Source organism: Cytobacillus sp. C11.1 (genome assembly GCF_058145115.1).
In genome coordinates, this window is record NZ_CM176935.1 from 3,524,106 (window position 1) to 3,538,919 (window position 14,814).

Sequence of the window (14,814 nt, forward strand, 5' to 3'; positions counted from 1 at the left end):
TTCGGTTGGTGCCGGCCGGCAGAGTTTACTTTAGCGAGTGAGGTCTATACCTGTTCATCAGATAATTTAAACAATGGCAGCTTGATTGTAAACGTCGTCCCATTATTCTCTTCGCTATTAATATTATACTCGCCCTTCATGCGTTTAATAATGTCAAAAGAGATCATCAGTCCAAGTCCGGTACCTTTTGTTTTCGTTGAATAGTATGGCTGGCCGAGCATTGACAATTGCTTTTGTGAAAGGCCAATTCCCTCATCTTTAATTTGAATAAATGCGGTGCTTCCTTTTTTAAATGCGGAAACCTCCAAAATTCCTCCATCAGGCATCGATTCAATACTATTTTTTATTAGATTAATAAAAAGCTGCTTGAGTTCATTCCTATTGGCATTAATAAAAATATCATTAGAAATCTTAGTTTTAATTTCGACCTTAGCCATGAGAGCATACGACCTCATAAAATCCGCCACTTCAAAAAGCGTAGTCGAAAGCAGGACCTTTCCGGAAACAGAGCTATCCGGACGAGCAAGTGAAAGAAAATCATCGATAATGTGGTTTGTCCGGTCAAGCTCTTCCAATGAAACTGAGATGAAGGTACTCTGATCTGAAGTGAGATTCTGGTCATCCTTAAGCATTTGCAGAAAACCTCTTACCGTGGTCATTGGATTTCTGATTTCATGGGCAACAGATGCTGCCAGCTGGCTAATGGCATTTAATTTATCTGCACTCTTTAGTTTTTCCATCATGGCAGCTTGCAATCGATTTATTTCAATTAAATAAATAATCATGGAAATCGTGACAATTGAAACGATTGAGAACAAGACAAGGTATATAGCTTCGCCGTAAAGCCCCTCCTGAATAAAAATCAGATAACGAGTAATGGTAATCGGTACATAAAATAGCGCTGCTAGACTAAGCTTTTGCCTGAAAGAGCATTTCTGATAATATTTCGAAGCAAAATAAAAAAGAACAGCGATAATCGAATAATTTAAAATCATGAACAGGAGGGATCCTGCTGAAAAAAAGGCTTTAAAACCGATTAATGCACTAATCGTAATAATCCCCGCAACAGGATGGATATAGAAATAAGCCACAAATACGGGTATAAATTTTAAATCGAAAGACTGATCCCCAGCAATTGTAACAGGAAAAGCCATAGTCAAGAAAAGGGATAAAATAAGCGCAACTATAAGAAATGATGGTGACTTACTACCTGCTCTTTGATGAGAAAGGAGGTTATTGGTAAAAGGTATTATCATCATGATCAAAAAATGCAAGATCAAGTCAGCTGCAAAATCATTCAAAAGAACCATGCCTCCATACCTGTTTATCTATTAACTAATTAAACAAAAAGAGGAAAGAATCCTTTATAAATCGGCAATATTTTGATAATAATTTACTTTTTAACGATTATAGTTTACATAATATAATTATAAAAAACTTGACTCCTAATCCGTTCATTCCTTTTCTTGTGCCTTCGACAAACTTCTCCATTAAACAATGATGAATGCCGCTATTGAAATTGAGAATCAAGGCCTGTTCTATCCTCATTTAAAAGCACGTGGGTGCATTATTAAGAATTTTGACGCAGGATTATAAATCTATAATTCTCTAAGAAATTCAACTTATGTTGTCAGGATTAGGGATAATAGCTTATTTTCTCGTTATCTGTCTAAATATGACAATTTATTTTACTAGTAAATCTTATAATGGGCTTGTTTAACAGAAAAAATAGGAGGTGCATGTTTTTTGTCAAAGAGTAAGAAGTGGAAAAGCGGTCTAGTCGTCTTGACAGCAATTTCCGGGCTGGGTTTCTCAACCGTATACCCATCCTTTAGCACACCAACCGCTGCTGTTCAACAGGATGGGCAGCCATTGCCAGTTGAAGAATCTGTATCTGTCGTCCAGCTTGAGGTACCGAATAAGCAGGCAATGGATAAATTGCTTGAATTGGGCATTGATTTGACTCACCGGATCCACGAACATGATGGTGTTATTGAGGCTGATGCTGTTGTAACGCCGACTGAAATCGCTCTTTTAAAAACCTATGGAATTAAAGTGAAAGATACTTTAATCAATGAAAAACAATGGAAGGAAAGAACAGAGGAACGCAGACAGGTACAACAGCAGGAGAATTCAATCACTGCTGCTGAGGATCAGATTACTATTTTGAGAGCCAACCATTTTACAAATCAATCTGGCACGTTTTTATACATTGAAGCGAAGTCTAGTGCAGGAGAAACATCAAGCACCGCTTTGACTGCACACTGGGCAGAGGATGGTGTTGAGAAATCAGCTGCACTCAGCAGGAAGGTAGATATGGGGGAGTATCTATACCACTATTTGCTTTTGCCTATAGATCAGATACCGAATCAAGTAAAAATTGAAAGCAATCTGGGCGGTACAGCAAGCCAGTCTGTAACAGAATGGCTTGGCGATGATAAGCCTGGAAACCCGAAAAAGCATTATGTAAAAGACTTTGTAGACCATTATATGGACCCCACCGAACTTTATGAACGGGCTGAAAAATTGGCAGAGGAATTCCCTGATTTAGTTGAAATAATTGAAATGCCGAATAAAACAAACGGTTACCGCAGGAATGCACAGGCGATCCTTGGCAGTACGACGGATAACAGTGTAGTAGTGACATCAAATGACTGGGGACATGAGGGCGGAAATGAAATTACTGTAGAATTCAGGAATACAGGTGACACCTCTTCTCCTCTTAAAGTATTGGTTGAAGACAAACGGATTATCGTGGAATTAGCTACCGATTCTAACGGGAATTCGGTAAGCGCTGCCAGAGATGTTGCAGCAGCAATTAACTCCCAGGCAAGCGATCTGGTAACTGCCACTACATACAGAGGGAATAGTGGATTAGGGAATGTTGTCCCAACAGAAGCCCAGTTAACGGATAACCTTAAAGCTCCGGAAAAAATCTCAAGAGATCCATTCACTGTAAAAGCCATTCGAATTGGAAAGCATCGTGACGGTTCAAAGCCCGGTGTGCTTGGTTATGCACAAGAGCATGCACGTGAATGGGTGACTCCGCTGGTTACGATAGAAACAGCAGAACGTTTGCTTCGTAACTATGCTCATGATGGAGAAACGAAAAAATTAGTAGATAACCTGGACATTTTCCTGGTTCCATCAACGAATCCGGATGGGGCACATTACAGCTTCTATGATTACAATATGCAGCGGAAAAACATGACCAACCACTGCGGTCCAACAGCATCTGACCCCGGGCGCCGAAATAGCTGGGGAGTGGACTTGAACCGTAATCATTCAGTCGGTTCAGCGTTTGATGGTTTTATTGGAGCTAGTACTACAAGCTGTACGAGCACCACATTTGCCGGGCCTGAAGAAACTTCCGAACCAGAGGCACAAAATCTGGTCTGGCTGGCAGATCAAAACCCGAATATCAAATTTGCGATGAATATCCATAGCTACGGCGGTTATTTCATGTGGTCTCCAGGTGCCTATGATGCTAACCGCACGACACTCCCCAGACCGACTGCAGGGGAAGAAGCCTTCTATTGGGCAGCATCTGATCATATTTTAAATGAAATCCAAGATCACCGCGGCACTGTTATTTTACCAAGCCGTACAGGCCCAATTCCTGATGTATTATACTCAGCAGCAGGCAATTCAGCTGATTATTTATGGTATGAAAAAGGCATCTACGCATGGAACTTTGAAGTTGGCGCTGATTTATGGGATGAAGAAGAAGATCGCTGGAGAGCAGTTGGATTCCAGCCGGACTTTGAAGAAGGCCATGAAGAAGCAATGGAATTTGCCAATGGCCTTATCGGATTGATTGAGGTTGCCTATAACCAATCCAAGGATAAACAGCCTCCGTCTACAAAGGCTGTGCCTGGCAAAGGAACCTTTAATGGACCCATGAATATTGAGTTCCAAACAAGCGAACCAGCCAGCATCTACTACACACTGGATGGAACCAAGCCAACTTTTGAATCCAATAAACTGCAGCTAAGCGGAACCCGAGAGCAAGCAGAAATGCTTAAAATTGAAAACACAACAACCATCAACTGGTTCTCCGTAGACGCAGCCGGCAACATCGAAAAAAATTACAACCCGGTTGAAAAAGGAAACAACTACAATTCTGCTAAAATAACAATCAAATAACTTAAAAGCCCCAGCCTAAACAAACTTTCAGGCTGGGGCTTTGATCTTTTTATGCTAATTAAAAGCTGCTCTTTGCGGAGAACATACAAATACCGGCCATACGCTGTTTTACCGGCCAATTATAGAGGAATACCGGCCAAAACCGCGGATTTACCGGCCGATCGCAGAACAAAAGCTGAGAAACAAGGAAAATGGTTCAGGGGTAGATGACAGCTTCGTTGCTAATGTCACTGAATAACTACCATACCCAAGAGAAAGCAGACAATTTCGTCGTTAATGCCTCTGATTAACTACCATATCCAAGGGAGAGCAGGCAATTTCGTCGTTAATCCCACCGATTAACTACCATACCCAAGGGAAAGCAGACAATTTCGTCGTTAATGCCTCTGATTAACTACCATATCCTAGGGAGAGCAGGCAATTTCGTCGTTAATCCCACCGATTAACTACCATACCCAAGGGGGAGCGCGTAATTTCGTCGTTAATCCCACCGATTAACTACCATACCCAAGGAGGAGCGCGCAATTTCGTCGTTAATCCCACTGATTAACTACCATATCCAAGGAAGAGCAGACTATTTCGTCGTTAATCCCACTGATTTACTACCATATCCAAGGGGCAGGAGGCAATTTCGTCGTTAATCCCTCTGATTAACTACCATATCCAAGGAAAAGGAGACTATTTCGTCGTCAATCTCACTAATGGAAACAATCCATCAAAGAAAGAGGTCACTTTGATGTGTAAAAGCACCCGATTACGAACTTTTAACAAAACAAATCAATAATCGCCGTCAGCGAAACATATACCCCTTAACAATAACAAAGCCGGCCCCCATTCAGGGCCGGCTTCACTTTTAAGCTATAACCATATCAACATTTAATTCTCCTACAATCTCCTGAACCTCTGTACCTTCCAAAGTCTCTTTTTCAAGAAGGGCTTCTACAAGATTCTCAAATTGCGGCTGATGGTTTGCAATTAACAGTTCGCATCTTTCCAGCGCTTTTTGGAATAGATCCTGCATTTTAGCTTCTTTTTGTCCTTTGTTAAAAGTAAGCTCAAAGCCGTTATCCAGCAGGCCTGTATCGACCATTTGCTCGATAATATGCTTAGCTTGCTTAACATCACCGCTGACGCCAATGCTGTGCTCACCGAGAATTAATCTTTCGGCTACACCGCCTGCAAGAATCATGGCTACTTGATCAAGCAGCTCGCTCGTTGTGGAAAGATGAAGTTCCTTTTGAATTGGAGCTACATATCCAAGAGCTTCACCACGTGGGATAATTGTTGCTTTACGAACAGAACCCGGCTTGGTCAAAGCTGCAACCAATGCATGGCCCGCTTCATGGATCGCCACACGCTGCTTAGTTCCTGCATCTTGCAGGGCACGGGTAGTGGTACCAAGAATCGTACGGTCAAGCGCATAATCCAAATCTTCTTTTGAGATAATTTCCTGGCCATTTCGTACAGCTCTTCGGCTTGCAGTTTCAAATAGTGAATGAAGATCTGCGCCAGAGAAGCCTGAAGTGCTTTCAGCTAAATCACCAAGAGTCGTCATAACATCTTCAGCCAGCAATCTATTTTTCGTATGGATATTGATAATCTCTCTTCGGCCCTTTGTATCAGGAAGCGGGACATTAAAGGAGAAGTCAATACGTCCAGGGCGAAGGAATGCTTCGTCCAGCATATCTTTTCGGTTTGTTGCTGCAATGAACAAAATCCCGTCATTGGAATGTCCGCCATCAAGCTGGACAAGAAGTTCTGTTAATGTTTTTTCGCTTTCTTCTCCGCCATGCTGCTTTCTTCGGCCTGCCAGTGCATCCACTTCATCGATAAACACGACAGCAGGTGCGTACTTTCTTGCATTTTGGAAAAGATTTCTTACACGGGAAGCACCAACACCGACAAATAATTCATTAAAGCCGGAACCGCTGGTTGAGAAGAACGTTGCCCCAAGTTCCTTGGCAATTGCCTGTGCAAGCAATGTTTTCCCCGTTCCGGGAGGTCCGTATAATAGAATGCCCTTCGGCGGTTTAATCCCCATTTTCAGCGAGCGTTCAGGCTCTTTTAAAATAGAAAGAGTTTGCATAATTTCCTCTTTCATTTCTTCCTGGATGCCGCCCACATCTTCAAGTGAAATGGAAGGAAGGGGCTTTTGCTTTGAAACACTTTGCTTCATCGTATTTGTAGCGCCCATTCCGCCTTTTCCTGATTTATATAAGTAAATTCCGATGGCTATGAATAATAAGACCAATCCGCCAAGAATCCAAGGCGTATACGGGCCTGTTGTTGCGAAAGTATATTGTATATTATAGGTTTCTACTAATTTATCAACCATTTCACTGTTAGGAGGCACATGTGAAATATACTCTCCATCAGGGGCAGTAATTAGTAGCTTGCCGTTTTTATATTCCTGTATTGCAACAGTCTTTCCATCCTGGGAGGCAATGAGCTTTTCCACAGAAGAAAACGGGACTGTCACTTCCTTATTTCCTGCTTGTACGGTCCAAATAACCGCTGCCAAAATCACCGTGACTACCAATAAAAGCGAAACAATCGTCGAAGGTTTCTGTAAACGTGATTTCAACTAATTCCCTCCTTATTGAACATATTTTCATTATAAGGAAAAAGAAAAGTTATTTATAGGCTTTTACACTTTTTAAACGTTGTAAATTATGGAAAAATAATATTTTTGCCGCTAAAGTGTGCTATAACAGGCCGGGGAAGATGCTTATTTGTGAAAGATATGTGACAAAGGAATGCACACAATAAGACTAGCTCCACTCCAAGTATAATCCGGACCCAAACAATATTATTTTTAGAGATTCCCAAAACAAATTAATTATCTCGAAAGTAGAAAAAGCTATCAAACCCCGTTTTGCGTCTTAAGTTCATATAATTGGAAGTTAAAAGGAAAATCATTGATAATAGAACTTATTACCTTATAAATAGAAAAAGGTGTAGGGAATGAACAACCAGCAGGATTTTACGAAAGGGAATATACTTAAACAGCTCCTTATTTTTTCAGCACCCATCATGCTGACAAATTTGCTGCAGGTTTCCTATCAATTTATTGACAGTTTGTGGGTCGGAAATTTGCTTGGAGCTAATGCTTTGGGAGCCATAGCGGTTTCAGGGACTGTTATTTTTACTGTGCTCTCCTTTATTATCGGGATTAACAATGCTACTTTGACCATTTTGTCTCAGCAAAAGGGAGGAGACAATGAAAAGGGGCTTAAGAGATATTTAAATGCCTTCGTCGTGATTTTAACAGTCTTATCCATAGGACTCGGCTTGGCAGGATTTTTATTTTCTGAAAAAATATTGGTCTTCATGGGGACTCCTGCGGGAATGATTCCAGACGCAGCAGCTTATCTGCAAATTAATTTTCTCGGCATTCTGTTTTTATTTGGCTATAATTTTCTCGGCACTGTACTTCGTGCTCTGGGAGACAGTAAAACCCCATTATACTTTGTGTTCATTGCGGTGATTCTGAACGCAATTTTGGATCCGCTTTTCATTTGGACCTTCAATCTTGGAATAGAAGGGGCTGCGTATGCAACCATTGTATCACAGGGACTAGCTTTCCTGGCTGGCATAGTGCTTATTCTCCGCAAAAATCTGGCACCATTCACCATGCCTTCATGGCCGCAGAAGGAAGAGGCAGCATTAATTTTCAAACTTGGCATTCCATCTGGTCTGCAAATGACCGTTATTTCAGCTGGGGTTATGGCCATTATGAGTGTTGTCACATCGTTTGGGGGAGATGTGGTTGCCGGATTTGGTGCAGCACAGCGGATTGACAGTATCATTATGCTCCCGGCTATGGCTTTGGGGACTGCTGTGAACAGTATGGCAGGGCAGAATATTGGCGCTAATGAATGGGATCGCGTTCACAAAATTGCTCTTTACGGAGTGATTTATAATCTTGTATTTATGCTAATCATCGCTTTGCTAACGGTATTGTTGGCCGAATATGGAGTCAGCCTGTTTATCCAGGAAAAAGAAGCGCTGGAGTACGGAACTGAGTATTTAAAAATGATTGCTTTCTTTTATCCATTGCTTGGTATTAATTTTATCCTGAATGGGATAGTAAGGGCTTCTGGAGCAATGTTTCAGGTGCTGGTACTCAACATCATTTCTTTCTGGGTTCTGCGCTATCCTTTGACATATCTTTTTTCAAAATTTATGGGGGAGAATGGCATTGCTGCAGGCATGGGTGTCAGCTTTGCCATTAGCAGTGTAATTGCATTTATTTATTATCGATATGGCAAATGGAATGAGCAAAAACTCTTTGAGGAAGGTAAATAAACACTTTTCATAGATTAGAAAACAATATATAATAAAATGGAATAATTTGATAACGTTACCACAAGGGGAGCATTTTGCTGAGAGTGAACACTTTGCTGTTCTGACCCTTTGAACCTGTTAGATAATGCTAGCGCAGGAATGTGGACTAAAAGGCAGATGGGATCACTCTGCCTGCTTGTTCTCCTTTGGGGTATCGTCATACTTTTGAAGGGGATTTTTTTATGAAAAAATTAAGCTTGGCGGCGATGATTGAAGCATCCTTTTTCGCAGCATTTGCGATTATCCTGGATTTTTTGCCATCTATTAAACTTTCGCCATCGATATCTATCTCTGCTGCCATGATTCCGATTTTTGTACTGGCATTCAGATGGGGCATTAAAGTAAGCTTTATAGCAGGCTTATTATGGGGCATCCTGCAGATTGCGATGGGTGATGCATGGATTGCTACACCACTGCAGGCTTTTATTGAGTATTTTGTTGCTTTTGCTTTTATAGGAGTAGCTGGTTTGTTTTACCTTCCAATCCAAAAACAACTTCGCAATGAGAACAAGAAAAAGGCACTTGGCTGGATTGTATTGGCCATTTTTGCAGGAAGCTTCGCCCGCTATTTCTGGCATTTTATTGCAGGTGTTCTCTTTTTCGGAAGCTATGCACCAGAGGGAATGTCACCAGTTCTGTTTTCCTTCCTGGCAAATGGCGCAACCATGCTTGGAGCAGCCATATTATGCTCCATCCTGGCGGTATTATTAATTTCATCGGCTCCAAGGTTGGTTATTCGAAAAGCTGATGGCAGCATCACAGTACAAAAGCGGGCTTCTTAACGATAGAACCTCTTGGGATCATCCATCCGAAGAGGTTTTTTTTATTGATGCGGGTAACGAACTCCTGAAAATTGGGTATATTACTCAAAAAGGAGAGTGATTGCCTTGTCAAATTCCTTGCAAGGAAGCATTATCTCTGGTGTATATGACGCGGAAGCCAGTGCTTTTGAAATTCATAAAGTTAAAAACTTCAACACCCAATCAGTCCTTAATAAAGTACAGTGTGAAAATTTGTACCGATACTTATCACTTCATGAAGATGATGAGGATGGACAAATCATTACATTATATGACCAAATGCCTCTAATGCTGACACGCCAGGAAATTTGCAGCTTAATGAAAGATCTGGAACAAATTAAGAAGCTATATCAATAGAAGAAACTAGCGTTTTGCTCAGGGCAAAACGTTTTTTCTTGCAAAAAATGTTTGACAATTTTGTGAACAAAGTTAGAATATTTAGTAAAAGGGGATGAAAATGATGAAGGAAACTCAGCTAAAAGTTATGCTCTTTTTTAAAAATATGGCAGGAACAGGTATAGTGATTGGGTTAACAGTCCTTATAGCCAGTTTTTTTGTAAGCGGTATCAATGGGGAATATATCTTTTCAATTGGATTAAGCGTTATGGTGTCTTCCATGTTGTTCTTCGGCTTTGGCCTATTTATTCATTTAATGGAAGAGATGGCGGAAGGAAGCAAGGGAATTAGATAGCTGCTAAATTTATGTTCTGAATGATGATATAAAACATAATTAAAAACCGGCTCCCTCGTTGAGAACCGGTTTTTCCATTTTTATTATAAGATTTTAGTGGGCATGGCCTGAGCTCAAAACCCAAATCGACCCTGCCACAATAACCACAGCCATGAAAACGCCGTAAAAGATATTAAGGACGTTCGTTTTGCCGTCTTCGCCTTCACGCAAATGCATAAACATGAAAAGCTGTATTCCGGCTTGCATGATAGCCAGGGAGCCGATGATCCACATAATCACTTTAAAAGATAAGTCTGTTTTTAAAGCAATACCTGCTGCACCGAAAGTGAGTATAAGTGAGAAAACAAAACCAATAACATGACTTATTGGGAAACCTTTCCTAGTCTTTTCCATTTAGCCCACCAACCCTTTTAAATATACAAATGTGAAAATAAAGATCCACACTACATCTAGAAAGTGCCAATACAGACCAATAATAAAGGTTTTGCGTGCGGTAACTGGTGTTAGTCCCCGTTTTGCCAGCTGAATAATAACCATGATGGCCCAGCCGATACCAAGTGTGACGTGCGCACCATGAGTTCCGAGCAGAACAAAAAGACTTGAAAGAAAAGCACTTGTCTGCATTGTTGCACCTTCATGCACATAATGGATAAATTCGTTAATCTCCATGAATAGGAAGCCTGCGCCAAGTACAAGTGTAATTATTAGCCATGTAATCAGCCTTTTCAGATTATGCTGTCGCATTTCAAAGATGGCCAGTCCCATCGTAAAGCTGCTCGTTAAAAGGAGAAGGGTTTGTATCATTACATCCTTGATAACAAAAATATCTTTATGTGTTGGACCTCCAGCATAGCGCTCATAAAGGACTCCGTACACACCAAACAGAGTGGCGAACAGAATAATCTCTGCACCAAGAAAGATCCAAAAACCGAGTATATTCAAGCGGTTTTGTTCTGTTTGGTATTCAAGGGGCAGTGTTGTATCTACATTAGCTGACATCATTATGCACCTCTCCTTCAACATTTCTCCAAGTGCTTTCTATCTTTTTGATCTCATCTTTCTTTACATGATATCCTTCATCATAATCAAAGGAACGAATAATCAGCCCCGCAATTATGCCTATCGCAGCAACGACGGCTGCAATATGCCATTCAAATACAAGGAAGAATCCGGCAACACTGAATACTGCACCCATGAAAATAGGGAGTCCGGAATTGCTTGGCATGTGAATTTCTTCAATCTCGCTATCCTTTAAAGTTAAGCCTTCATTATTTTTCTTCATATGCCAGAATGGATCAAGGGTTGTTACTTCCGGCTGTTTAGCAAAATTATAGAATTGGACCGGAGAAGCAGTTGACCATTCAAGTGTTCTTGCATCCCATGGATCACTGGAAATTTTGCGATCCGCATATCTTGCACTCCAGTAAATGTTATAACAGAAGGCAGCAAAACCTAGAGCCAAAATGGCAGATCCAATGGCAGATAATAAAAATAATGGTGCAAATCCTGATTCAACGGAATATGTGTAAGAGCGTCTAACAGCTCCGTCTAAACCAAGGAAAAACATTGGCATAAAGGTTACGTTGAATCCAATTACAAATAACCAGAAATGCCACTTGCCGATTTTTTCATTTAACATAAAACCGAACATTTTAGGCCACCAATAGTAGAGAGCCGCAAATACGGCAAACACAACACCGGGAATAATGGTGTAATGAAAGTGGGCAACCAAGAATAGTGTGTTATGGTATTGGAAATCTGCTGCTCCCATTCCTAACATAACCCCAGTTACACCTCCGATGATAAAACAAGGAATAAAGGCTAAAGCCCATAACATCGGGGTTGTCATCTTGATCCGGCCTTTTCGCATTGTAAACAGCCAGTTAAATATTTTGATTCCGGTTGGTACGGCAATCGCCATCGTTGTAATTGAGAAAATGGAGTTAACCGCAGGACCTGAACCCATTGTGTAAAAATGGTGAACCCAGACAACCATACTTAAAATAGCAATGGCCACGATTGAGAGAATCATAGATTTGTAGCCAAATAATGATTTACGTGAAAAAGTGGCAAAAATTTCTGAGTATATACCAAATGCCGGAAGGATGAGGATATATACTTCAGGATGTCCCCAAAGCCAAAATAAATTGGCCCAAAGCATATCCATACCTCCACCAGAAACCGTAAAGAAATGTGTTCCGTAAAGTCGGTCAGTTGTCATCAGGGCAAGTGCAACCGTAAGGATCGGGAAAGCAGCCACGATAATTACTGATGCAATAAATGATGTCCATGTGAACATCGGCATTTTCATTAAAGTCATGCCCCTTGTCCGCATTTTTAAAATGGTTACCACGAAGTTAATTCCCGAAATCAGCGTTCCGATACCGGCAATCTGCAGGGCTATTGCATAATAGTTATTTGCTATGCTGGGACTAAACTCTTTCCCTGCAAGAGGGAAGTACGAAGTCCATCCAGCATCAGGGGATCCCCCAATAACAAATGAAATGTTAAACAGCATTGCACCACTGAAGAATAACCAGAAACTTAAAGCATTCAATTGCGGAAATGCAACATCTCTGGCGCCAATTTGCAATGGTATAATTACGTTCATTATTCCGATCAAAAGAGGCATTGCCATGAATAGAATCATGATTACCCCATGTGTGGTAAATACTTCATTGTAGTGCTGTGCATTTAGAAATTCCATTTCCGGTCTGGCCGTTTGGGCTTTCATCATCAGACCGTCAATTCCTCCACGGAAAAACATCAATACAGCAGCAATAATGTACATAATACCTATTCTTTTATGATCGACAGTCGTAAGCCATTCTGTCCAAAGCCATCTCCATTTTTTTAAATAGGTGATCCCGGCGATGATTCCTATCATCGTTAGGAGAATAGCAATCTGTGATCCTAGTATTAAAGGGTCACCCGTAATTAAAAGTTCATCCCATTTAATGCCCATTATGGCCACCTCCATGGCTTTCTTTATTTTCTATATTTTCATCATGACCATGTTTATCATTCTCGTTGATTTCTTCGGATTTATAGTTATCTTCTTCTTCAAAGATCTTTCCTTGATAACCATGGCCTCTATAAAGATCCGGGTTTGTATAAGCTTTAGAATCCGGATCCGCGTGGTTGACCCATCCGAGGTGAGTGTTTGAAAAAGTCATTCGTCCAAGATGTGTAGGCTTAAGCAGATCCTCATACTCTTTTTCCGTCAATTGTGGAGCTTTTTCTTTTACTTCATCAACCCATTGCTCAAATTCTTCGTGCGTTTGTGCAAGCACCTCAAATTTCATATCCGCATAACCACGGCCATTAAAGTTTGTATTTTGCCCTTCATAGGACCCAGGGTTATCCGCGATTAGATACATTTCTGTTTCCATTTTCGGCATCGTATACTTCTGGCCTCCTAAAGCAGGCACCCAGAATGACTGCATAGTACTAGCTGATGTCAGTTTGAACAAAACAGGCGTATCTTCCGGAATATTGACATAGTTAACAGTTTCAATTCCTTCTTCCGGATAACTGAAAATCCATTTCCAGTCAGCAGATGTTACATGTATGGTAATAGGCTCTTTTTCTTCATATCCTTTAGGCACGTCTTCAAGAGCATAAAGGGTTTTAACTGTAGGAATTGTCAGGGCGATTACAATTAAGATTGGTATTCCTGTCCAAATAATTTCCAAAAGTGTACTGCCATGCTCCTCCGGTGGTTCATAGTTCATATTTTCAGGCCGTTCACGGTATTTCCAAACGATGTAGCCGAATAATCCAAATACGACTACTACCACGAGAAGCATCCAGATCAGGGACCAGTTTATTAAATCAGTAATGCTTCTTGCAACAGGGCCCTGCGGTTCAAACACAACCATATTGCAGCCGCTTAGAACAAACAAGGGCAATAAGGCTGTTAAAGAGAGCAGAAATTTCTTCATCTGATTTTCATCTCCTTTTGGTAAAAAAAGCTATTGTTAAATAATTCACAAATAATGTGCGGTTTTTCACAAATTTGTAAAAAAATATATTGATGAAAAACCTGAACAGACAATAAACCATTAATAAACCTAGTTATCACTGTGTAAATGATAATAACATAGAGAAAAATAAAAAGTTGTGACAAAAGTGGGAAGGAAATTAATGTAAGCAATAAGTAAGCTAATTATTTTTGTCAAAATACATTTACAACAAGGGTTTGATAGGAAAAATGTATTTTTGAACAAATTTTGAACATTTTTTTAAAGGATGAAAAGAAAAAACAATATAATTTATTCAGGCACCTGTTTTAAGAAAAAACATAGGATAGATAATGAATTCCGCCCAAGGGAGGTTTGAGTTATGTATCCATATCATTACTATCAGGGCAGCATGAATTATCGCCAGAATGATAAATTGGCAGGAGATATTGCAAAGGCTATTAACGGTGAATATGGTGCTGTTCAATGTTATCAAAAGCTTTCTGAAATGGCTTCTAACCAAAAGGAAAAAGACCAGATCTTAGAAATTAGGCAAGATGAGATTAAGCATTTTCAGCAATTCAGTCAAATTTATATGAACCTGACCGGACAGCAGCACCAGCCACAAATGACAGAAGATTGCCCGAACACTTATAAGGAAGGTTTGGATTTTTCGTTTAATGACGAACAAAATACAGTGGATTTTTATTTGGATATAGCTGAGCAGACGTCAGATCCAACCATTAAAGAAGTTTTTAAAAGGGCAGCAGCGGATGAACAGCACCATGCGGTATGGTTTTTATATTTCTTGAATAAGCAAAAATAAGAGCTTTACTTAAGGGCTCTTTCTTTTTTGCTCCGTTAACCT

Annotated in this window: 12 protein-coding genes and 1 riboswitch; of the genes, 6 read left to right on the top strand and 6 right to left on the bottom strand. The window is 40.4% G+C overall.

Translation table 11 applies throughout. The annotated features are described in order from the left end of the window. Window positions 1-44 precede the first annotated feature (44 nt). Window positions 45-1,301, bottom strand: a complete 1,257-nt coding sequence (locus AC3ZVC_RS17495; protein WP_490064487.1) for an ATP-binding protein — start codon at window positions 1,299-1,301, stop codon at window positions 45-47. Window positions 1,302-1,746: 445 nt separating this feature from the next. Between AC3ZVC_RS17495 and AC3ZVC_RS17500 the strand changes: the two genes are divergently transcribed. Continuing rightward, the gene (locus AC3ZVC_RS17500) at window positions 1,747-4,146 is read left to right on the top strand and encodes a M14 family metallopeptidase (protein ID WP_490064488.1); all 2,400 of its coding nucleotides are present in this window, start codon (window positions 1,747-1,749) and stop codon (window positions 4,144-4,146) included. An 853-nt stretch (window positions 4,147-4,999) separates the two neighbouring features. On the opposite strand, the gene AC3ZVC_RS17505 is transcribed toward AC3ZVC_RS17500, so the two are convergent. Further along, window positions 5,000-6,730: an AAA family ATPase gene (locus AC3ZVC_RS17505; protein WP_490064489.1), complete on the bottom strand. Its 1,731-nt coding sequence runs from the start codon at window positions 6,728-6,730 to the stop codon at window positions 5,000-5,002. 380 nt (window positions 6,731-7,110) lie between these two features. Here AC3ZVC_RS17505 and AC3ZVC_RS17510 point away from each other — a divergent pair, with 380 nt between their 5' ends. From AC3ZVC_RS17510 to AC3ZVC_RS17525, 4 genes are all read left to right on the top strand, one after another. Continuing rightward, on the top strand, window positions 7,111-8,454 hold the full coding sequence (locus tag AC3ZVC_RS17510) for an MATE family efflux transporter (RefSeq protein ID WP_490064490.1): 1,344 nt from the start codon (window positions 7,111-7,113) through the stop codon (window positions 8,452-8,454). Window positions 8,455-8,507: 53 nt separating this feature from the next. Continuing rightward, a riboswitch (TPP riboswitch) is annotated at window positions 8,508-8,610 on the top strand. 65 nt (window positions 8,611-8,675) lie between these two features. After that, on the top strand, window positions 8,676-9,275 hold the full coding sequence (thiT, locus tag AC3ZVC_RS17515; protein WP_490064491.1) for an energy-coupled thiamine transporter ThiT: 600 nt from the start codon (window positions 8,676-8,678) through the stop codon (window positions 9,273-9,275). A gap of 96 nt (window positions 9,276-9,371) precedes the next feature. Continuing rightward, the gene (locus tag AC3ZVC_RS17520; RefSeq protein ID WP_490064492.1) at window positions 9,372-9,650 is read left to right on the top strand and encodes a hypothetical protein; all 279 of its coding nucleotides are present in this window, start codon (window positions 9,372-9,374) and stop codon (window positions 9,648-9,650) included. 100 nt (window positions 9,651-9,750) lie between these two features. Continuing rightward, window positions 9,751-9,984, top strand: a complete 234-nt coding sequence (locus tag AC3ZVC_RS17525) for a hypothetical protein (protein ID WP_490064493.1) — start codon at window positions 9,751-9,753, stop codon at window positions 9,982-9,984. A 93-nt stretch (window positions 9,985-10,077) separates the two neighbouring features. Here the strand turns inward: AC3ZVC_RS17525 and qoxD are convergent, their stop codons facing one another. Genes qoxD through qoxA form a run of 4 tightly spaced genes read right to left on the bottom strand, consistent with a single transcriptional unit; the run spans window position 10,078 to window position 13,928 of the window. Next, a complete protein-coding gene (qoxD, locus tag AC3ZVC_RS17530; protein ID WP_490064494.1) occupies window positions 10,078-10,377 on the bottom strand; it encodes a cytochrome aa3 quinol oxidase subunit IV in 300 nt (99 codons plus the stop codon). Further along, the gene (qoxC, locus tag AC3ZVC_RS17535) at window positions 10,378-10,983 is read right to left on the bottom strand and encodes a cytochrome aa3 quinol oxidase subunit III (RefSeq protein WP_110063510.1); all 606 of its coding nucleotides are present in this window, start codon (window positions 10,981-10,983) and stop codon (window positions 10,378-10,380) included. Continuing rightward, window positions 10,973-12,949 carry a cytochrome aa3 quinol oxidase subunit I gene (gene qoxB / locus AC3ZVC_RS17540; RefSeq protein WP_490064495.1) on the bottom strand — a complete coding sequence of 659 codons (1,977 nt, stop codon included), beginning with the start codon at window positions 12,947-12,949 and terminating at the stop codon, window positions 10,973-10,975. Before qoxB ends, qoxC begins: the two co-directional genes overlap by 11 nt. Next, window positions 12,939-13,928 (bottom strand): cytochrome aa3 quinol oxidase subunit II, encoded by a 990-nt coding sequence (gene qoxA / locus AC3ZVC_RS17545; protein ID WP_490064496.1) that lies wholly within the window; start codon window positions 13,926-13,928, stop codon window positions 12,939-12,941. Before qoxA ends, qoxB begins: the two co-directional genes overlap by 11 nt. Window positions 13,929-14,328: 400 nt before the next feature. On the opposite strand from qoxA, the gene AC3ZVC_RS17550 reads away from it, so the two are divergent. Beyond that, entirely contained in the window at window positions 14,329-14,772 is a 444-nt protein-coding gene (locus AC3ZVC_RS17550) for a ferritin-like domain-containing protein (protein ID WP_490064497.1), read from the top strand. The last annotated feature ends 42 nt before the right edge of the window (window positions 14,773-14,814 follow it).

Excerpts from the sequence above, each read along its gene's own strand:
- AC3ZVC_RS17510 (WP_490064490.1), top strand. The coding sequence starts at position 7,111 with ATGAACAACCAGCAGGATTTTACGAAAGGGAATATACTTAAACAGCTC.
- thiT (WP_490064491.1), top strand. The coding sequence starts at position 8,676 with ATGAAAAAATTAAGCTTGGCGGCGATGATTGAAGCATCCTTTTTCGCA.
- AC3ZVC_RS17525 (WP_490064493.1), top strand. The coding sequence starts at position 9,751 with ATGATGAAGGAAACTCAGCTAAAAGTTATGCTCTTTTTTAAAAATATG.
- qoxD (WP_490064494.1), bottom strand. The coding sequence starts at position 10,377 with ATGGAAAAGACTAGGAAAGGTTTCCCAATAAGTCATGTTATTGGTTTT.
- qoxC (WP_110063510.1), bottom strand. The coding sequence starts at position 10,983 with ATGTCAGCTAATGTAGATACAACACTGCCCCTTGAATACCAAACAGAA.
- qoxB (WP_490064495.1), bottom strand. The coding sequence starts at position 12,949 with ATGGGCATTAAATGGGATGAACTTTTAATTACGGGTGACCCTTTAATA.
- qoxA (WP_490064496.1), bottom strand. The coding sequence starts at position 13,928 with ATGAAGAAATTTCTGCTCTCTTTAACAGCCTTATTGCCCTTGTTTGTT.
- AC3ZVC_RS17550 (WP_490064497.1), top strand. The coding sequence starts at position 14,329 with ATGTATCCATATCATTACTATCAGGGCAGCATGAATTATCGCCAGAAT.